General features: G+C 35.8%; 18 protein-coding genes and 1 riboswitch. Of the genes, 11 read left to right on the top strand and 7 right to left on the bottom strand.

The window, feature by feature from the left end; all coding sequences use genetic code 11:
* Positions 1–226: 226 nt before the first annotated feature.
* The 3 genes from ACT5E3_RS07145 to ACT5E3_RS07155 all read left to right on the top strand — a co-directional run bounded on the left by ACT5E3_RS07145 (position 227) and on the right by ACT5E3_RS07155 (position 1882).
* On the top strand, positions 227–676 hold the full coding sequence (locus ACT5E3_RS07145; RefSeq protein WP_444997613.1) for a hypothetical protein: 450 nt from the start codon (positions 227–229) through the stop codon (positions 674–676).
* Complete coding sequence (locus ACT5E3_RS07150; protein ID WP_444997614.1) at positions 676–888, top strand: helix-turn-helix transcriptional regulator; 213 nt, start codon at positions 676–678, stop codon at positions 886–888. The genes ACT5E3_RS07145 and ACT5E3_RS07150 overlap by 1 nt, the downstream gene beginning before the upstream one ends.
* A 298-nt stretch (positions 889–1186) precedes the next feature.
* Entirely contained in the window at positions 1187–1882 is a 696-nt protein-coding gene (locus tag ACT5E3_RS07155; protein WP_444997615.1) for a putative porin, read from the top strand.
* Between the two features lie 86 nt (positions 1883–1968).
* Here the strand turns inward: ACT5E3_RS07155 and ribB are convergent, their stop codons facing one another.
* On the bottom strand, positions 1969–2619 hold the full coding sequence (ribB, locus tag ACT5E3_RS07160; RefSeq protein ID WP_444997616.1) for a 3,4-dihydroxy-2-butanone-4-phosphate synthase: 651 nt from the start codon (positions 2617–2619) through the stop codon (positions 1969–1971).
* Between the two features lie 145 nt (positions 2620–2764).
* A riboswitch (FMN riboswitch) is annotated at positions 2765–2933 on the bottom strand.
* 156 nt (positions 2934–3089) lie between these two features.
* Between ribB and ACT5E3_RS07165 the strand changes: the two genes are divergently transcribed.
* The 5 genes from ACT5E3_RS07165 (at position 3090) to ACT5E3_RS07185 (ending at position 7286) form a co-directional block, all read left to right on the top strand.
* Positions 3090–3629: a TFIIB-type zinc ribbon-containing protein gene (locus tag ACT5E3_RS07165; protein WP_444997617.1), complete on the top strand. Its 540-nt coding sequence runs from the start codon at positions 3090–3092 to the stop codon at positions 3627–3629.
* 54 nt (positions 3630–3683) lie between these two features.
* Entirely contained in the window at positions 3684–4238 is a 555-nt protein-coding gene (locus ACT5E3_RS07170) for a hypothetical protein (protein ID WP_444997618.1), read from the top strand.
* Positions 4239–4242: 4 nt separating this feature from the next.
* On the top strand, positions 4243–4839 hold the full coding sequence (locus ACT5E3_RS07175) for a hypothetical protein (RefSeq protein WP_444997619.1): 597 nt from the start codon (positions 4243–4245) through the stop codon (positions 4837–4839).
* Positions 4840–4967: 128 nt separating this feature from the next.
* A complete protein-coding gene (locus ACT5E3_RS07180) occupies positions 4968–6203 on the top strand; it encodes a cation:proton antiporter (protein WP_444997620.1) in 1236 nt (411 codons plus the stop codon).
* A 261-nt stretch (positions 6204–6464) separates the two neighbouring features.
* Positions 6465–7286: a DUF2314 domain-containing protein gene (locus ACT5E3_RS07185; protein WP_444997621.1), complete on the top strand. Its 822-nt coding sequence runs from the start codon at positions 6465–6467 to the stop codon at positions 7284–7286.
* On the opposite strand, the gene ACT5E3_RS07190 is transcribed toward ACT5E3_RS07185, so the two are convergent.
* Together ACT5E3_RS07190 and ACT5E3_RS07195 are read right to left on the bottom strand one after the other, a co-directional pair.
* Positions 7283–8248: a hypothetical protein gene (locus tag ACT5E3_RS07190; protein WP_444997622.1), complete on the bottom strand. Its 966-nt coding sequence runs from the start codon at positions 8246–8248 to the stop codon at positions 7283–7285. The two genes, ACT5E3_RS07185 and ACT5E3_RS07190, sit on opposite strands and share 4 nt — an antisense overlap.
* A gap of 92 nt (positions 8249–8340) precedes the next feature.
* Positions 8341–10530 carry a prolyl oligopeptidase family serine peptidase gene (locus tag ACT5E3_RS07195; RefSeq protein WP_444997623.1) on the bottom strand — a complete coding sequence of 730 codons (2190 nt, stop codon included), beginning with the start codon at positions 10528–10530 and terminating at the stop codon, positions 8341–8343.
* Positions 10531–11284: 754 nt separating this feature from the next.
* Here ACT5E3_RS07195 and ACT5E3_RS07200 point away from each other — a divergent pair.
* On the top strand, positions 11285–15316 hold the full coding sequence (locus tag ACT5E3_RS07200) for an EAL domain-containing protein (protein WP_444997624.1): 4032 nt from the start codon (positions 11285–11287) through the stop codon (positions 15314–15316).
* A gap of 133 nt (positions 15317–15449) precedes the next feature.
* Here ACT5E3_RS07200 and ACT5E3_RS07205 read toward each other — a convergent pair whose 3' ends face one another.
* The gene (locus ACT5E3_RS07205) at positions 15450–15656 is read right to left on the bottom strand and encodes a cold-shock protein (RefSeq protein WP_444997625.1); all 207 of its coding nucleotides are present in this window, start codon (positions 15654–15656) and stop codon (positions 15450–15452) included.
* A 536-nt stretch (positions 15657–16192) separates the two neighbouring features.
* Between ACT5E3_RS07205 and ACT5E3_RS07210 the strand changes: the two genes are divergently transcribed.
* Positions 16193–16696: a peroxiredoxin family protein gene (locus tag ACT5E3_RS07210; RefSeq protein WP_444997626.1), complete on the top strand. Its 504-nt coding sequence runs from the start codon at positions 16193–16195 to the stop codon at positions 16694–16696.
* 106 nt (positions 16697–16802) lie between these two features.
* Here the strand turns inward: ACT5E3_RS07210 and ACT5E3_RS07215 are convergent, their stop codons facing one another.
* The gene (locus ACT5E3_RS07215; RefSeq protein ID WP_444997627.1) at positions 16803–18644 is read right to left on the bottom strand and encodes a beta-ketoacyl synthase; all 1842 of its coding nucleotides are present in this window, start codon (positions 18642–18644) and stop codon (positions 16803–16805) included.
* Positions 18645–18748: 104 nt separating this feature from the next.
* Here ACT5E3_RS07215 and ACT5E3_RS07220 point away from each other — a divergent pair, with 104 nt between their 5' ends.
* A complete protein-coding gene (locus tag ACT5E3_RS07220; RefSeq protein WP_444997628.1) occupies positions 18749–19738 on the top strand; it encodes a GlxA family transcriptional regulator in 990 nt (329 codons plus the stop codon).
* 18 nt (positions 19739–19756) lie between these two features.
* On the opposite strand, the gene ACT5E3_RS07225 is transcribed toward ACT5E3_RS07220, so the two are convergent.
* A complete protein-coding gene (locus ACT5E3_RS07225) occupies positions 19757–20254 on the bottom strand; it encodes a DUF4124 domain-containing protein (protein WP_444997629.1) in 498 nt (165 codons plus the stop codon).
* A 239-nt stretch (positions 20255–20493) separates the two neighbouring features.
* Entirely contained in the window at positions 20494–20817 is a 324-nt protein-coding gene (locus ACT5E3_RS07230) for a hypothetical protein (RefSeq protein ID WP_444997630.1), read from the bottom strand.
* Positions 20818–20830 lie beyond the last annotated feature (13 nt).

Genomic DNA, 20830 nt, shown 5'->3' on the forward strand with positions numbered 1-20830 from the left:
TTCAAAATCAATGAGTTATAAATATTAAGCTTCTCAATAACAAAAAAAGCCACGACATCTACATAAATTTAAAAGCAATAAGTGATACTCCACGTTTACCCTTATCAAATAAACATTCATAACACGTCATCCTACCAATAATATTTTACTTATTGACATGTAACCTTAAGGTGACTATAGTAACTCTAAGGTTACATGGTGAATAAATATTATACAGGTGATAAATATGAAAGATGTTGATCGTTTAGTACATTCAAGAGCTAATATTTTATTTTTGGCTGCATTTTCCTTTGGGTTATGGCAGTTTTGTTGGATTGGTAAAGATATTTTGAGCACAACAGGTGGTACACTTTACCTAGTTATGGGGGGGGCTTCGGCTATTGGTGGTCTGCTGTGGGTCGTTTCTTGTTATTTTTTTCATCGATTTTCAAAACAGGTAAAACAAGCGAAAGCCTACGGAGCTCTGAATGATGAGTTGACTCAGCAAAACCGTTCAAAGGCATTTGTGTTTGGGTACTTTGTAATATTTGGTTTAACCTGGCTGCTTATACCCGCCACTGATTTTTGGAATTTTGAAGTCAAGTTTGCGGTACGTGTTATCGCCACAATAGGTATTATTTTACCTTTTATTTACTTTGCTTATTTAGAATTAAAAAATGATGAAGGGGCAGAGTAATGGCCTCGGAAGAGCAGTTAGAGAACCGAATAAAAGAGCTAAGAACGAAGTTTAATTATACTCAGGCAGAATTGGCTTCGTTAGTTGGAGTGACTAGAAAAACAATTAATACAGTAGAAAATAAAGTATTTATTCCTTCGACTATTTTAGCTTTGAAACTGGCTAAAGTATTAGCAGTTCCTGTAGAAGAAATATTTTATTTGTCTGACTAATTATCATATTGCTGGTAACTAATATTGTTTTTTTAGAAAAGCCTCAATAAATACTTGGATTTATTAAGTTTCTATTCATTTTCAAAGATATATCATCTCTCCCACTTACGCTGCTTGGCTAAAGGTAAATAATGTTAGGAATATCTCAAAATAAACAGTAAAAGCTATTGATATTATTTAATAGTGTTCTTAAAATGCGCCGCCTTCATTCGTTAGGCCGGCAAGTTAATCATAAAAATTGAATAAATAATGATGGAGTGGTTTATTCATGCTTAAGAGTCAAATAAAAGGAAATAAAATGAAATCTAAAAGTTTGTTAATTGGTTTAAGTTTACTATCCGCTAGTGTTGCTGCTAGTGATTATAATCTGCAGTTGGATGTTGATTATATTGATTTAGATGGCGGTGATGTTGTTAGCGCTCAAGGAACCTACTATTTTGATAATGTTAGCACTGCCAATACGGCATGGGCTGAAGCTGCCTTTATGGGAAGAAACAATAATGTATCTTTAGGCTATATCGATGTTGATGGAGATTTCAGCATTCTCCATGCCGCAATTGAGTTTTTTGGTGATTCTAATAATAATCTCTATGCACAATTAAATGTTGTTGATAGTGATCAAGCTGGAGTTGATAGGGCTATTGGGGGCGAAATTGGTTACTTCCTTGCTGAAAACTGGTTGGTTGCTGTTGGGACCAATGACTCTGATGATGCACCTATTGTATTGAGAACAAAATATGTTGGTGAATTAGGTGGCGGCCAATTTTTCAACGTAGAAGCGAATATTGATGATGAAGAGCATGATCTAACCGTGATGGGTGATTATTACTGGACGCCACAATCAAGTGTTGGTTTAGCTTTATCAAATGAAGATGGTTATGATTATGGCGTTCGATTCCAGCATTTCTTTAATCCAGCTATTTCAGCCCGTTTCTCTTATGAGTCATTTGATTCTGGTGATGCAATTGCGATTGGCTTAGTTGCACGCTTTTAAGTCAATTAAGGGCTGGTGGATGTTTTCGCTTGCTCTATAGAATAGAATGAGCCTCATTATGAATGAGGCTCTGATTTTAAGATTGGTTAGATTACTGCTTTATATCGCTGCAAAAAATTCACTATGTCTTCAATAGTTAAAACAATCATTTGGTGTTTTTTAGCAAACTCAACAATTTGAGGTAATCTTGCCATAGTGCCATCTGGATTAGTTAATTCACACAACACACCAGAGTGTGGAAGGTTGGCAAGCTTCATGAGTTCTATTGTACCTTCTGTATGTCCTCTGCGCTGTAAAACACCGCCCGAATTGGCTTTTAGTGGAAAAATATGGCCAGGTTGATGCAAATCAGAGGGGTTGGCATTCGGCCGAGTTGCGGCTTGTATTGTTGTTAATCGATCAGCGGCAGATACGCCTGTTGTTACGCCGCTGGCTGCTTCTATTGATGTTGTGAAGGCGGTGCCATGTCGACTGGTGTTTTGAGCAACCATGGGGGGAAGGTTGAGCTGTTTGATTTGTTTATCTGTTAAACAAAGACAAACAATGCCACTGCACTCTCTAATGAGCATAGCCATTTGGGCTTCAGTTAAATGTTGAGTAGAAAAAATAAGGTCGCCCTCATTTTCTCGATCTTCATCATCAACTAGTAACACGCCTTGGCCAGATTGTAAGGCTTGGATTGCTTTTTGGACTCTTTGGTGTGAATCACCAAATTGATTAAGTAATGACTGATTCATGGTAATTTCCTCTATGTTAGTACCAGAATCAGGGCGTTAAGCATATTTGATCGGTTTAAATGTGCGGTAAATTTTAAGAATAGCTGTTGGCTATGCTTATTACACGCGCACAAAAAAGATCGACGTTTAACCATGTTAAACATACGCTTATTCTCTCCCATCCGGACTGTAACCGTCGGCTCTGGAGTTAGACCAGATCTGCTGACCTTACTTAGAATTAAGCAAGCGCTCGCGGGCTTTCTTTTTAGGCATAACCTGAAATTAGCTAAAAGACTACCGCCGGTGGGGAATTTCACCCCGCCCTGAGAATTAAATTATTTACGGACTAGCCGCAAAAGGATCCTAAAATAGATAAGGATGCTTAGCAAGTCAGAAATTGTTGAAGAAATAGGTTGAGAGTTAGAAGATAGCTAATTAACCTATGAAGATTGTATTTTGCCATCGGTGAAAATTTAAGGAGAATTGAGTTAATGTTTTGCCCTAAATGTAAAGATAGTCGTTTAAAGCCAGCTAAATTGGATGAAGGTTTATCGGCAATGGGTTGCAATCAATGTAATGGTGCTTTGGTTTCTTTACTTTATTACCGAGATTGGATTGAGCGATCAAAAGGTGCATTAGAAGCACCTTCAGTTGAACTACTTAAAGGGTTTGATAGTGAAGATAGCACATCGGCTTTAAGTTGCCCTAAATGTAGCCGTTTGTTGCAAAAATTTAGAATATCAGGTTGTTCTAGTAATCGACTAGATTTATGCACATCGTGCGATGAAGTTTGGTTAGATGGTGGAGAGTGGGAACTGATTAAAGCGCTTGAATTAAGTCAGGAAATGCCGATGGTGTTTACCGAACAATGGCAAAAGAAAATAAGAAATCAGGTTTCAGATGAAGCAAGGCGAGAGCGTTTTCTTAAAATTATTGGAGAAGATAACTTACTGAAAGCCGATGAGTTTCGCCAGTGGTTGAAAGATAATCCTCATCGCCACGATATTTTATTCTACGTTAATCATGAATAATATTGTTAGAATTATCTGTTTTGTTGTTGTTTATTTTTAAGAGTTAAATCATTTATGTCTAATGAAGAATATACGCCAGAACGATTACTCAAGTTTTTGAGGGAATCAACCATTGAAGGTCTACTCAATCCTGCTGTTGCAAAAAGTCGCTTAAATGCTGCGGAGCAGTTGTTTGTTGAGTTAACTGATAAAGAAAGGTTAGATATAAGGCTTATTAATGTCGATACCTTGTCTTCAAGGTTACATAAGATTCAAGATAGTAGTATTCGCCCAGAAGTTTTGGAGTTATATAACAAGCGGTTAAAAGCGGCATTAGTTGATTATTTTTCTTGGCTAGATAATCCTAACTCTTTTTATTCTATTGGTGGCGATACTATCCGCAAAGATAAGCGCTATCTGGCATCTGAAAAAGAAATATCTTTTGAGCAAAAAGCATTAGAAGAAATAACGCTGACAACAAGTGATAAACCAACGGATATTATTGCTATTCCTTTACGTGAAGATAAAGCTGTTTATATACAAAATATTCCATTAGATTTAACACCTCAAGAAGCTAAAAAAATTGCCAATGTGATTCAAGCTTTAGCGATTGATATAAACGAGGGATAAACTAATGAAAGCTAGCCGTATTCTTTTAATTGCACCAATGGCAATATTTGGCTTTGCTGGAATTGCTTTGTATTTATATTTTATCTATCCGGGAATTGTAGGACCTTTTCATGACAACTTAGTACCTGAATTAATCGGTTTTTGTATGGAAGGCTTTTTTCTTGTTGGTTTATTGTCACTAATTCAAACAACGAGAGAGCGAGCGAGAAAGAAAGATTTATGGTTGAGTTTGCGTGGTTCTCTTCGAGGGATATTATCCAATTTAGATATTGCATTTTTATCTCCAAATGCGGAGCCTACGGATTCATTAGTGTTAGAACAAGATGTAAAAATTGTTTCTCATTTTATGCAAGAGTTAGAAGATAATCGTCTAAACTTAAGAAGTATGACTTCACTAAAACGTGAAAGCATTAGTACGCTCTCTCTTGCCAGAGATATGATTCCTGTCGCCGCACAACTAAGTGCTGCACATATGCGCTGGTGGATTGCTATTGTTGATAGCATGCGGCAGTTATCTAAAGCACAAACACGGCAAAGCGTTGAAGAAAGTGTTTATTTACTATTAGAAAATATGGATGAGTTTGATCGGCTTGGTTATTAAGTAATTTGTGTACCGAAGAGTCATTGGCTCATATATAATTTGATTTGTCGATTACCATCAAAGCCCTTTTTGAAAAAACGCTGTAGTATGTTGTTCAGTTTTATTAAAAATGAAAGGGAAGTAATAATATGCATGATATTGCCATTTTAGCTGTCATTTGGTTTAGTGTTTTTCTTGCCTCATTTATGGCCCATAAAACTCGTTTAACGCCTGTTCTTTGGTATTTGTTTTTTGGGGCTTTGTTAGTAAACCTTCAGGTATTACCTGAAAAAATGCCTATCTTTATTACCGATTTTGCTGAGCTAGGTATCATTATTATTATGTTTGCTCTTGGTTTTGAAGAAGATACAAATAACTTTTTAAAAAGTATAAAAAGAAGCTGGGGAATTGCATTATTTGGTGCTTTAGCACCATTTTTAGTTGCTTATTTTATCGCTTTATTTTTTTGGGGAGATAAAAATATTGCGCTTTTATGTGGTCTTGCGATGACTGCAACCGCCGTTTCATTAACAATGGTTTCTCTTAAAAGTGAAGGTCTTAGTCAATCTTCAGCTGCGACAGGAATAATGACTTCAGCGGTGCTGGACGATATCGCTTCGCTTGCATTTGTTGCAATATTAGTTCCCATAGCAACAGGAGAAGCCAGTGTTTCGTTAGATGGTACTTTATTGATAGTTGGAAAAGCCGTTGTTTTTTTCATTTTAGTCACAATCATTGGTGGTTGGTTATTTCCGACTGGTAGTGGAATGATTAAACATATACCACTGATAGGTAAGGTTGGTTTACGGAATATTTTAGCAATGGGGCGAGGAGAATATACGATATTATCTTTGCTTTTAATTGCTGTTTTAGTTGGTTTATTAGCGCATGAGTTTGGTTTTCATCCTGCAGTAGGGGCATACATGGCAGGGTTAATTATTCAAAAAGAGTATTTTGATTTTCATCAAGATAAGGATATTGATTTCTATCATCAAGCAAGAGAAATTATTGATAATGTGGCTTTTTCTTGGATTGGTCCAGTCTTTTTTGTGACTTTAGGTTGTCAGCTCATTTTTGAATTAGAGTTGTTTTTATCTGTATTACCCGAGGCTCTTATGTTGTTTGCCGGGCTATTTATTGGCCAAGTTGCTTCTGCATCATTAGCTGCTAAATATACCGGGAGTTTTGATTGGCCATCGAGCTTGATGATCGGCTTTGGTATGTTAGGACGGGCTGAACTGGCATTTGTTGTGATAAATATTGCTTATGTCCAGCACAAAATTTTATCTGTTGAGGCATTTTATACTTTAATGTTAACCACTTTTTTTCTCAATTGTTCTGTCCCGCTAACGATAAGATGGTGGAAAGGAAAGTTTCAAAGTTAAACGGCATAATACAATCATCAAAACCTAGTTACTCATTAATAAAACGAGTTTATCAGTATTTTAGTTTAAATTAATTTTTTGTACTATTTTATGAATTAATAATTGATTCAACATGTCCTTTTAAATGATGATTAATTTTTTAAAATAGTACTTGTTGATTTATTTTGTGATTCAATAATATACTGTTCTTATTTAGATATAACGACTTGTATTGAAAATTTAGTGATGTTTTGCTGAATAAAGCTGAACTGGGAATATTAAATGAATAATAAAAAAAGTGCCATTTCATCGCAACATAATGATCCTGAGATGCAAGATGCCAATAGAAAGGCACAAGAAACATTTAAGTACTTTTGGCGAGAGTTATCTTGGGAGTATCGCAGAATTGTACCTTTATTAGAGTTAGCTATTGTAAAAGTTGCTTTTCGAGATGACAGTATAACGGAGAAAGAGAAGTCAATAGAATATATGTGGATTAATGACATTGAGTTTGATGGTCGATATATTTCAGGGTTTTTAATGAATACACCGAATTGGTTGACTAATGTTAGAGAAGGTGATCATGTCAAAGTTAAACTGCATGAACTCAACGATTGGATGTTTGTTGTTCATGGAAGGGTGTTTGGAGGGTTTACAGTTAACCTTTTAAGATCGAGAATGGAACCGAAAGAACTTAGGGAACATGATCAAGCTTGGGGGTATGATTTTGGTGATCCTGAGTTTGTAGAATTAGTCTATGCAGATCGGAAAAAAACAACCGGGTTATCAAAATTTTTCAATAAAAATAATGTAATTGAAGAAAAAGATGCGTTAGTAGAGCATCCTATGAGTGTTAACATGGGGGAGTCATTAATTGAAGAACTTAAAAAATCCAGTGAGTTAATTGATTATGTTGATGGTGATGGATGGAGCCTTTTACATCGAGAAGCGCTTTCAGGTAATGCTACATCAGTAAAAATATTATTAGAGTATGGTGCAGATAAAAGTTTAAAAAACAAAGATGGAGTAACACCTATTGAACTGGCTAAAGTATTTAATTGGGAAAAAGTGATCGAACTACTTTCAGAAAAAGTGTTACATTAGCTATCGGTTTTATCTGAAGGGGTCCTATCCTCTGACAGGTAGATAATGTAGTCGGCTATTTGAGGTAGGGTTTTAAAGTTGTGCAGTGTTATTCTTTCAAAGTGTTGCATAAAATATTTGAGTTCTTTATCGTTCATTACACGACTTGATTTTTTATTCTTCTGTTGTAATTTGTTGAATAATTTGTATTCTTGCTCTTGGCGCCATTGATAAACATTATCAAAATTATTGGCGGCTAAATAAATAAAAAAATCAATTTGTTTAAATAATCTTTGGTAATCGTTATCAAGGTATTGATTGACTGCTTTTCGCCAAGTGAGGTTAGAATCTTTTTGAGCCTCTAGTTGATTAATTGGCTGTATGAGTTGCTGTTGCTCCTGAGGCTTACTACCAACACACCATCCTTCAAAGATAATAATATCTGGCTTGTAAAGCACATGTTGCCATTGGCTTGCAGGCATTCTATCATCTAACGCTTTACTAAAGCGGGGAATAGTAACCGTTTTAGAGAAATCTGTCTGTTTGAGTTGTTTTAATGTGGATAAACCTAAATAGATATCATGAGTGCCAGGAACACCGCGCGTGATAAATAAAGGATGTGTTTTTTCTGATAATTGTTGACGTTGTTGGCGAGTTTTATAAATATCATCAATTGAAAAATGTATGCAGTTTAAATTAAATTGATATTTTAATATAAGCTTAAACACTTCAGCCAAAGTTGACTTGCCTGAGCCTTGTGGACCATTTAGCCCAACTAAAAGAGGACTTTCCTGTTGTTTAATAAAGTGCTCATGAATTGCTTGGCAAACTTTTGCATAAACAGATTGAACGGAGATAAGTAGTTTGTTCTTAGGTATTTCTTGTGAGTCGCAGAAGCGGCTGAGTTCCTTTAATAAATTATCATTAATTAAAGTTCTTATTGGTTTTTGAGATTGCTCTTTATCTGTTTTTTTTGAACTCATAAGTGGTGCGCACCGCTAAGATTTTAATACACAATTATAAAAAAGCCTAGCTTAAAAGCTAGGCTAATTAAGTGTACATTATAAACGGTAACTTACTGAGGAAGCGATTCAATACCCATGTTAAATAATGTAAATCCAAAAATATCTGAATATTGCTCGATGGTTTTAGATATTGGTGTACCTGCACCATGACCTGCATTCGTTTCAATTCTGATTAATGTTGGTGCATTTCCTGTCTGTTTCGCTTGCAATTCTGCTGCAAATTTAAATGAGTGCGCTGGTACAACTCTATCATCATGGTCACCTGTAGTGACTAGTGTTGCTGGGTATTGGACACCTTTTTTAACATTATGAAGAGGAGAGTATTGCAGTAAATAATTGAACATTTCTTTGCTTTGTTCTGCTGTACCATAATCATATGCCCAACCTGCACCAGCGGTAAAAGTGTGGTAACGTAACATATCGAGCACACCAACGGCTGGTAGAGCAACTCTCATCAGATCAGGTCTTTGTGTCATAACTGCACCAACGAGTAGCCCTCCGTTTGAGCCGCCTCGTATTGCTAAAAATTTACTGGATGTGTATTTTTTATCAATTAAATATTCTGCAGCACTAATAAAGTCATCAAAAACATTTTGCTTATTTAATTGAGTACCTGCATTGTGCCATTTTTTTCCATATTCTCCACCACCTCTTAGATTAGGAACAGCATAAACGCCTCCCTGTTCCATCCAGACTGCATTAGGAATACTAAAAGAAGGAGTTAAGCTGACATTAAAACCACCATAGCCGTACAAAATAGTAGGGTTTTTCCCATTAAGCTTTATTCCTTTTTTATGAGTGATCATCATAGGAATTTTTGTACCATCTTTTGACTGGTAGAAAACTTGCTCAGAAACATAATCATCACTATTAAATTGTGCTCCAGACTTTCTGTATATAGTCGATTTTCCTTGATCAACATTAAATGAATAAATAGTACTTGGCGTTTTATAATTGGTAAATGAATAGTAAAGATTTTTATCTTCTTTTTTTCCTCCAATGGCGCTGGCTGTTCCTGCTCCTGGCAGACTTACTTCTCGAATCATTTTCCCTTGATAGTTGTACTGAATAATTTTTGAAATCGCATCAACCATATATCGAGCAAAAAAGTAGCCTCCACCCGTTGATGGACGTAGTACATTTTCTGTTTCAGGGATAAAGTCTACCCAGTTTTCAGGTGTTGGTTTGTGGGCATCAGCAGTAACAATTTTTTGATTTGGTGCATTTAAATTAGTCACTAGATATAACTTAGTACCAACATTTTCTAAAACATAAGTATCTGAATCAGTATTGTCCATTATTGTTACAAGTGGAGCATTTGGAGTACTCAGATCTTGAATATAAAGCTCGTTACCTGAAGTTGAAACTGATGCAGAAATGAGTAGGTATTTATCGTCTTCGGTGACACTCCCACCTACATATCGTCTTTTTTGAGCGTCAGTTGCTCCAAATATAACGGCGTCTTGTTTTTGCGGTTGACCTAAGCGATGATAATAAAGCTTATGTTGATCGGTTTTAGCTGATAATTCACTACCTTCGGGCTTGTCATAGCTTGAATAATAAAAGCCTTCATTACCTTTCCAAGAGATACCCGAGAACTTAATATCAACCAGTGGTTCTTCGATGACTTTTTTCGTTTCTGCATCAATAATAATGATTTTTCGCCAATCACTGCCGCCTTCAGAAATTGCATAAGCTGCGATTGTGCCATCTTTAGAAAAGCTCAACTGACCAAGTGATGTTGTACCATCTTCGCTAAATGTATTAGGATCTAGAAATACTTCAGCTTCACCACCTTCTTGCTGACGATAAACAACATATTGATTTTGCAAGCCATTATTTTTGTAAAAGTAGGTATATTTTCCTTCTTTAAAAGGTGAACCTATTTTTTCATAATTCCACAAAGTTTCTAATCGTTTTTTCAACTGAGAACGATAAGGAATTTTACTTAGGTAATCAAAGGTGACTTTGTTTTGCGCTTTAACCCATTCCCCTGTCTCAAGGCTACGATCATCTTCTAACCAGCGATAAGGATCGGCAACTTTGCTATCGAAGTATTGATCCACCACATTGCCTTTCTTAGTTTCGGGGTAGCTAACCGGGCTTATCTGGTTATCGATAACTGATGTGGCAGTGGCTGGTTTGGCAGTTTCAGGGGTATCATTAGAGCAGGATGAAAGTACTGCTGCTAGAACAATTAAACCTAATTTAGGTAAAGTTGGTGAGGTTGTATTAAGCATAGAATGACTCTTTTAGTTAGTTTTATAATCAACTTGAACTCGAAATTAAGATTACTCATCTAGCTTAACTGTTAACCATTTTAGTCTTTTAGTATGACAGGTAGAAGCTAAGCTTTGATTGAGTTTTTGCCTTAATTCTTATCGATAAATCAATAACTACTTAAATATTATCAATATATTGGCTTTCTTATTCCCGGTTCTGGTTAGTTAGCTTTGTCTTTTTGTTATTCAATTTATAGATTTTCAGAGGAGTCTAACAAATATCTTGAAGGGATGCATGTGGTACAAATACGCAATTTGTAAGAAAGTAATTATCAAGAATAAATTAAGTCATAAAGTAACGGGCCTATAGGAGTCGTGTATATCTAGAAAAAGGTACATTACTCAATATAACCAAAGGTTATAAATGGTTTTATACCTGTTTACCGCCAGAAGTTAGAACTAATTGCAATAGCGGTGAGCATTAATCTTGTTGTGAAAATAAAGCGGATCAATAGCGCTCTAGAAACGCTTGGTAGACTTTACTAGGAGCTAGTTCGTTCGACATTGGTCTAAGTTTGTCTATACTTTACTGGTGAAGATCTAAGTGTTGATTTATCAATTATTTTTTGGGGTATAACTAATCAAAAATTATAATATTAGAAAATGTTATAGCATTAGTTTGCGCGCTATTAAGCTAGTCAATAGCCTAGTGATACTTCTAGTGAGTCTGCAAGTTTATTCACAAGAACTTAATGTTAGACAGGTTCTGCGAATGGACAGTATTCCTTCTGAGTTTATTAATAACATTGAACCGCTTAATAGCGGTTACCTACTATTTAGCACTGATGCAGGGGCTCGGTTATATACAGGGTATCGATTTATTTCTGTGTTACCTGATAGCGGAGAAATGCTCGTCCCTTTAAATGGGAATGTTTACTCTTCTTTAGAAGATTCTCATGGCAATTTATGGTTTGCAACTGATAATGGCTTATATTTACTTAAAAAAAAGTCACATCGACTTCAACATATACAGCATAATCCTAATGATGAGAACAGTTTGGGTAATAATAATGTTAGAAAAATACTGGAAGACAGCAATGGATATATTTGGTTTGGCACGTTAGTTGGTGTGTCCCGCTATTCACCTGAAACGGGTCAGTTTAAGAATTATTTATCACGACCTAAACCAAATCAAAGTGGTTTTTTAAGAAATATTCATACCTTGCTTGAAGAAAAGGGAAAGCGACTATGGATAGGGGGGATTGTTGGGTTATTTTATATTGATTTTTCTACTGGTGAACTACATGAAGTAAAAAATGAGTTTGATTCGAAGTACATTACATCAGCGGTTCAGGTTGATGATAAAACTGTTTGGTTTGGTGTAGATAATTTTGGTATTTATGAAGTGGATTTAGATACTAAAAAAGTTGAAAAATTAAGTACCGATTTAAAATCTAAAATCAAATTGAGGTCCAATAATATATGGAGTTTATTTCGAGATAGTTCTGGGCTTATTTGGATTGGTTATTGGAATGATGGAATTGATATTATCGATCTCAAAAAAAATAAAACTTATCATATTAATTATCAACCCTTACAGCCGAGTAGCCTGCCTAATAATGCTGTTCGTATGATTACAGAAGATGAGTCAGGTTTAATCTGGATTGCAACTGCTGGAGGAGCTGCATCGTTTAACCCAGCAACATTTAACTTTGACTTTCTCCGCCATACTCCTGGAAAAACTGACGGTATTAATGAAGCTCTTTCAACTTCATTTGTAAAAGATAACAAAGGATATATTTGGATAGGGACAGAGCTTGGTTTAGAGCGTTGGGATCCGCAAAGCGGTGTGGTTAAACAATATACTAATGTGCCTGATGACGATCGTTCTGTTTCAGCGGGTGTTATATGGAAAGTGCGGGAGGTTGATGAGGAGCATTTATTGTTAGGTACTGATACTGGCATTGATTTATTTAATAAACAAACAGGACAGGTAAAACATTTTAGAGCATTTAAAGCTAAATCTGGGAATGTTATAAAAGCAGGTTTTTATGACTTATTAGAAGCGGGCAATGGTTGGTTTTATGCATCGAGTAATGCTGCGACTATTCATTTATTTAATCCGTATACCAATGAAGTTGAACTAGTCTTTGACTCGGTAGAGTCCCCAAAAACGGTTGAGTCAGAATATTTTACGAGCATTATTCCTGTTGATAAGGATTATATGTGGTTAGGTAGTACCACTGGTTTATATAGGCTTAATAGAAAGACTAAAGAGATTATTAATTTTAATGTTAATGGAAAAAACAAAATTTCTAGTAATATTATTAATGACCTTTATCTTGATCAAGACTCTCTTTGGGTTGCGACAGCTACTGGAGGAATAAATCGTATAAAGATTAAGCAAAACCCTTCTTTCAAAGTAGATTTTTTTTCAGATATTGATCGTTTTGGAACTCACAAAATATTAAATTTTATTTCAAAAAAAGGAGATAAGCTTTGGTTTACTACATCTGAAAATGTTGGTTATTTAGATGTTGTTCAAGGGAGAGTTAAGTATTTTCCTATTTTAAGTGCAGAAGGTAGAAGCTTTTATGAAGCATCATCGTATGCTGATGAACAAGGTTTTTTCTATCTTGGAGGTAACGAAATTATTCGATTTAATCCTGATTTATTGTTCGAAAGCCAATTTATTCCTAAAGTAAGGTTCACAGGTATAAAAAAATTACATCGACCAATGAAAACATTCTACCCACTTTCAATAAAGCAGCCGGTGAATTTTTTCCCAGAAGATAGCTTAATTACTTTTTCATTTTCCGGGTTAGATTACGCCTATCCTAATTTAAATAAATATCAATATAAGTTAAACGGAGTTGACAAAGATTGGCTGTCTTCTGGTACTCAAAACAGTGCAAGTTATACTCATTTGCCCGCGGGACAGTATCAATTTCAGGTTAAAGCATCTAATCATGATGGCAATTGGGGAGAGTCATTTGCTACATTAGATATTGTTGTTCACCCTCCATTTTGGAAAAGCCATTATGCGTATGCATTATATTGTTTTATTTTTATAAGTCTTATTAGTATTTTTGTTTATCTTCGTAAGAAAAAGCTAGCACAGGAGTTAATGGCTATAGAAGCAGTTAGGCAGAGTGAGTCTCGGTTAAGAGATGTTCTTTGGGGAAGTGGTGATGAACTTTGGCAATGGGACTTAAAAACTAACCAAATACAGTTAACTAACAATTTTAAACAAGATAGCGATGCTAAAGAAAGTGTGAGTGATTTTGATACGGTATTTAATAGTATTCATCCTGATGATCAAGAGAGAACAAAAGCCGCAATCGATGAATATCTTAATGGTGAACAAGAGCATTACGAAGCACAATTTAGAATTTTTGATCAAGCAAAACAATCGTGGCGGTGGGGCCTTTCAAGGGGGAGGGTTGTTAAGCGGGATGTTGATGGTTCTCCATTGTGTATTGCGGGTACACGAAAAGATATTAGCGATTTGAAAGATACTGAAAGTCAGTTAAGACATTTAGCTAATTATGATCAATTAACGCAACTACCGAACCGCTCTTTGTTTCAAGAGCACTTAACACATGCGATTAATTTTGCCTCTCGGTACAATGAGAAAATAGCACTGTTATTTTTTGATCTGGATGGATTTAAGCTAATTAATGACTCTCTTGGCCATGATGTAGGTGATCAGCTATTACAGGCGGTGGCTAAGAGACTCAAGAAGCTATTGAGAGAAACTGAGTATATTGCACGTTTAGGCGGTGATGAATTTACCATTATTATGGAACGAGTTTCTAGTCAGGAAAATATTATTATTGCCTTAGAAAGGCTCATCAGAGAATTAAGTCGTCCATTTGAATTATTAGGTCAAAAGGTGATGACTACTGTTAGCATTGGTATTGCAATATACCCTGAAGATGGCGAAAAACCTTCGATTCTCCTCAAACATGCAGATATTGCCATGTATGAAGCTAAAAGAAATGGAAAAAAACAATACTGTTTCTTTGAGTCTAAAATGAATGAGCTACTAGTCAAGCGTTTGGATATTGAAAAAGAGTTAAGTCAAGCAATTCAATCTAAACAGTTTGAAACTTTTTATCAACCAAGAGTGAGTGTTTCAGATAATCAATTAATTGGTTTTGAGGCATTAATTCGCTGGCATCATCCAGTCAGAGGTTTTGTTTCTCCAACTGAGTTTATACCGGTTGCTGAAGAGACTGGACAAATTCTTGAAATAGGGGAGTGGATATTAAATGATGCTTGTAAGCAATGCGCACAATGGCATGAGCAAGGCCATAAGGTAAGAGTTTCTGTCAATATTTCTGCGCTTCAATTTCAGCAGACAGGGTTATTTTATTCTATAAAAGAGGCGTTGAATAACTCAAAATTGCCTGCCAAATATTTAGAGCTTGAAATTACAGAAGGGACTTTAATTCGAAATATGGAGCATACTCGTGCGGTTATATTAAGGTTGAAAGGGCTAGGTATCCATATTGCTTTAGATGATTTTGGTACAGGTTTTTCCTCTCTTGCATATTTACAGCAGCTGCCAATTGATGTTTTGAAAATCGACAGAGTTTTTATTAATCAATTAAGGCGCTCAAAGAAGTCTGTGAGGCTTTCTAGAGCCATTATTAACATGGCCCATAGTTTGGACTTGGAAGTGGTTGCCGAAGGGATAGAAGAGGAGTCTCAATTGGCTTTTCTTAAAGATGCTGGTTGTGAGGAGTATCAAGGCTTTTTGTACGGTAAACCAAGGCCTGCAAGCCAAATATTATTCTAGTTTAATTAGTGTTATTTTAGCTTATTGATAAATTTTATATTGGCCAGACATAAAAAAAGCAAGCTGTTAAGCTTGCTTTTTAATCTCTATTGCTAAGTTATTAGCTTAACTAAGAAGTACTTTATAACTTATCTTATAAAGGTACAATGTTCTCTGCTTGAGGGCCTTTTTGACCTTGAGTAACAGTAAATTGTACTTTTTGACCTTCTGCTAAGGTTTTGAAACCATCGCCTGTAATAGCACTGAAGTGTGCAAAAACGTCTGGACCAGATTCTTGCTCGATAAAGCCAAAACCTTTAGATTCGTTGAACCATTTAACGGTGCCAGTAGTAGTAGACATAATGTGTATCCTATAAATTCAAGAGTAATTAATAGCCTTAATTAAAAGGCGGGTTTGCTGGAAGTGTTGCTATTACTTATGAGAAACAAGACGAGGTACTAAAAACAGACATCGAAACAGTGTGCATAAATATGGAAACGTACTTTCAAGCTCACTGGATTATATACAACTTTAACGATTACGCAAAGCCAAATTGAGAATATTTAGAATAATATGCACTTTTTATTTACATATGAGTTATTTCTTGCGTATTTTAACTAACTTTAGCCTTTTCGCTCGGTTGAACCGAATATATTTGAAGTAATGGTAGTCATCTTTTTGTCGTAACAAACAGGCCGTTGAAGCGTCTAAAATTTGACGGTTAATATTGTTTAAAAAATCATTTTTGAGGTTAACATGAGTATGGTTATTTTTTACTGATGTTAAGTTACAGTAAAAAATAACAACAATTTTAAAGGTAGGTTAAATATGAATATGCAAAACAAAAAAATTAAATTAATAAAAACGTTTCCTATTCTTTTGTTTTTTTGCTGGGCGTGACCTTTGCTGGCGTTTCATTAGCTAACGGTGTCGATAAAGAACAACCAATAGTTGGAGTGGCGGTTAAACAACAAGTTGATTCGAAAAGTTACCTTGGAAAAGACTGGGTGTTGAAAAGTTTACATGGTAAGCCTGTTCGCCTATCAGACTACCAGGGGCATCCAGTCTTGTTAGTTTTTTGGGCAACGTGGTGTCCTTATTGCAAAAAGCTGTTGCCTGGGATTTCTGATTTACATGAAAAATATTCTACTAAAGGCCTTAAGGTAATTGCGGTTAATATTCATGAAGATTGGAAGCCTCATGTGTATTGGCGAAATCATGGATACCAGTTTGAAGCTGTTTTAGAAGGAGATGATGTCGCTAAGAATTATGGTGTTAGCGGCACCCCCGCAGTTGTGTTTATTGAACCGACAGGCAATGTCATCGGCGTGAAATCTTTTTCTGATCCCAATCACCCTTTGCTAGAAAAATTTGCGCAGAAATATACTAAAACCCATTAAATAAAAGTGACCTTACAAATTAAAGATGAGAATTTAATATTTTTAATAAGAGAAGTGTTGATGAAAAAGCCACAGAGAATATTACTGTGGCTTTATTGAAATGTGATTAACAGTAATCAGCAAAAGGATTTTCTGGTTCAAACTTCAGTTGATTTTTGAATTTTTCTAATTCGATACCTTGTTGTGTTATGTTTAAATCATTACCTTCCATAACATCTGTACCAAAATTATAAATAACGCTAAGTTCTCCATTGATAACAGAGTCATCATAAGCTTTTGCGGCTGCTTTAACGGTAACATTTTTTTCAGCATGTTTATCAATGGCGGCTTGCCCATGCTTATTGGTGAGCATTTCCATTGTTACCTGTGGCGATAAAACTAAACCCGTTGCATTATTTCCGCCAAAACCTTTAGAGTTAATTAGTGTTGCTTTCATATTTTCGCCCTTATTGCCTGCAAATTTATGTTGCATACAAAACTCTAAATTAGAGTCATAAACATCATCTGCAATATAATCAATCGTGTTTATTGCGGGGATATACCCATATTCCCAAACACCTAAAGAAGCAACTAACTGATCTCCACCTGCAGCTCCTAAAGAGTGACCAACATAAGATTTTATTGCTGCGACTGTCCATTTTTCAATATTAAATGTTTTTGCGACTTCATTGAGTATATGAGACTCTGTCACTCGGTTTTGTGGCGTGCCTGTACCATGTGCTTGGGCATAAGTTTGTTTTATACCTTCTTCTCCTAAAATGTTTTTTGCTAACGCCATTGCCTTTGCTACCGTTATGTAGTTGCCTATGCCGGGAGAAGATATCGACTTCTTATTGGCATCTGCATTAACAAACACATCGGGTACTGAACCATAAATGGTTGCACCTAACTCAAGTGCAAGTTCGTCATCCATTAAAATAAAAAATTGTGAAGCTTCTGCCATAGTGAAACCTGCGTTGTCTGAGAAGGGACGACAAGCTCTGCGATTATTGGCTTTTTCTGTATTATCTAAGGCAGCAATTTGGGCATCTTCTGCAAGTGCGCCCATTGCCTTAAAACCTTCAATAACATTCGGTTCTATTGGTGCTTCTGCTCCACCTACAATGATGACACGTGCTTGACCCGATTGTATGTCATTTAGTCCTTGTCTCAAATTATATAAAAAGCTAGCACAAGCCCCAATATTAGCTCCAGTTGCGCCAACACTGTTGATCATGTAGCTATTAATAAAGTCGGCTGGCATTTGTGACAGCATGAGTGGCATCTGCTTAGAAGATACTCGGCCACCTTTTAACATTGCTTGTTGGAGCCCTTTACCACTAAATTCATCTAACTGACCGATTGCTGAACCTGCATAGACTGAAATTTGTGAAGGATCGATATGTTCAAGAATAGTACTCCACTGAATACCCAATGAGCGAATTGCATCAGAAGCACCATAAACGGTTAACTGAAGTCCTTTGGGCTGGTTTCGAGATGTATACAAAACAGATGGATCAAAGCCTGTAGGTAATTGAGCCGCGCTAGTGACTTCCGGTGTATAGGTATCTTTCGTCATTACCTCAAGCTCACCTGTAACAGTAACATTGACTAAATTGTTATCAGTGTCTTCGGTGGTCCAGTTAGCGGGGATATTGTCTGGTAATTGCTTTTTAGCTATTTGAAATTGAATACTTTTTCCATTCGATCTCATTGTCGTTTTTCGGTGTAATTCGACCGAATTGATATCAAATATATGTGATTCTATCTGACGAATGAGCGTGTGATCGAGCATATATTGATGCTCATCTTTATCTACGCCCATCAATTTTGCAAGCCCTTCAAACATTGGTGCCGTGTCTTGACTATCTAAAGCTTCATGGACCATTCTACGATAACTATGGTGAAAAGAGCTTCGCCCAGCGGCATTTATTCCGCCAAAACCGACAATAACAGGTAATTTTTTCATATAACTCACTTAGATAACAACAGTATTACAGATGACTGTTATTTTATTTGACTAGTTCATTTGATGTATAGGACAATTAGGCCAACTATTTGTAGGTTATGGCCATGAATCCCTCTATTTTTATTTGTTATCCACGCGCGCTACTCACTAGTGTTTCTTTGCCTATGGAAATGATAGCGGCGGCTACATCTATTGCTAGAATTAAGCGATTACCTAATAGACAGTGGTCTTGTCATGTTGTATCTGCTTTAAATACTGCCGAACAAACGATTCAGTTTGCTAATGGGTTAAATGTTTTGCCATCTTTTAACCTTGATTCTGCACCTCAAGCACATACTATTTTCATTCCGCCTATTTGGGGAAAGCCAGATGCTGTCGTTGAAGGCTCTCCTAAACTGATTGAGTGGATTATTCAACAACATGAGCTGGGAGCGCAAATATGTGCAACAGGTACAGGTGTCTGTTTGCTAGCTCATGCAGGACTATTGGATGAAAAAGTCGCAACAACCCACTGGTACTATTTTAATGAGTTTGAAAAAAAATACCCTAAAGTAAGTTTGCAAAAACACCACTTTATAACACAAGCTGGTCAGTTATTTTGTTGTGGTAGTATTAATGCATTAGTGGACCTGACATTGTACTTTATTGAAAATTATTTTGGAAAAGAAGTCAGTCAGGTGATCGAACAGCACTTTAGCCACGAGATCAACCGAACTTATGATAAGCCTTGGTATAGCACCGGGGCTTCCCGGCACCCCGATGAAGGTATTATTGAGGTTCAGCAATGGATGCAGTCTCATTATTCGCAAAACTTTAATCTGAAAGCGTTGGCTGAAATGGCTAATATGAGTGTTAGAAATTTTTCTCGTCGCTTTAAGGCTGCGGTTGGTAAATCGGCATTAGCCTATGGAATGGATTTAAAAGTGCAGATGGCTCGTGACTTACTTAAAACAACTAATTTAAGCTTACAGGATATTGCAGATCAAGTTGGTATAAAAGATACGGCTTATTTCTCTCGCCAGTTTAAACTAAAAAATAAAATCACCCCTGGTGAATATAGAAAAATGGTAAGAGGGAAGTTGTTTAATACATAAAATTAGATGCTAAAAGTATTAATAACAGTTTTTTAAAGCTTTCCAACGTTTTTCTCTTAACCGCTTATATTTCTTGTCAAAAGCATTTGTTTTTCTCGCTTTTAGGTTATCTTCCTGGCGTTTTATATCTTTTTTTAAGCGGGCACATTCAGAAAGATTTGATGAAGTATTCGTATAATTTCGTGATGGGTTTGGTTGATAAACAGGCTTTATTTTTGGTGATGCTTTAAATTCAGTGGTTTGCACCGTTTCTATCTGTATGGTCTGAGTCTTTATTTCAGGATTATCAGGAGCTTTTTCGCTAAAGTGAACTCTTCCTTCTTTATCGGTCCACTTATACATTTGTTTGGCAGGCACTGTTGACTCTATTAGTTCTTCATTCGCTGTTTTTTCTGTGGTAGCTTTTGGTTGATGCTGATTAGTATATTTTTGGTAAAAGTTTTTGATATCTTCTCGTGCTGTATAAACCGCACCCAATAATAACGTAATAATAATTAAAATAATAACCTTTGCCATATTAGTCTTCTGTAGGTTTTATCTTTGCGTCGCTTTTATTTAATAATACTAAGTAAAGACCCATATTTAGACTAAATCATAGCTTAAATTGTAAATGATTTGAATAATAATAAACGGAGTTTCTTGACTTCGGGGTATTTAATCATTTTAAGGGGTTGGAATATGTGGCTTAAAACCGTTAGGGGAAAAGCTTTGTTTTTGATAAGGCTCTAAAATAATAGAGCCTTAAGTAATGCATTTTATATAATATTAAACTTGATTTTATCTCCAGTATTACAAGTTGTTTTTACAACAAAAGTGTGACTTCCTTGGGGGGCTTTTTGTGAGAACTGAACAGTTACTTGATCATAAAAACTAGCCTGGCCAATCTGTACACCATCGATATACCAGTAAGCAGTATGCTGACCACCGCTGCATGTAACGCTGAAGCTGCCTGTGAAGTAGTTATGATAAGATTGTCCATGAATTGGATAAACAATGTTGACTGGCGCATTGGCAGAAAATACAAATGATGATGAAAATAAAAATAAACCAGTCGCTAATAATTTTGAAAGATTTTTCATGTTTTTCTCCTTG

Source organism: Aliikangiella litoralis, assembly GCF_052495765.1.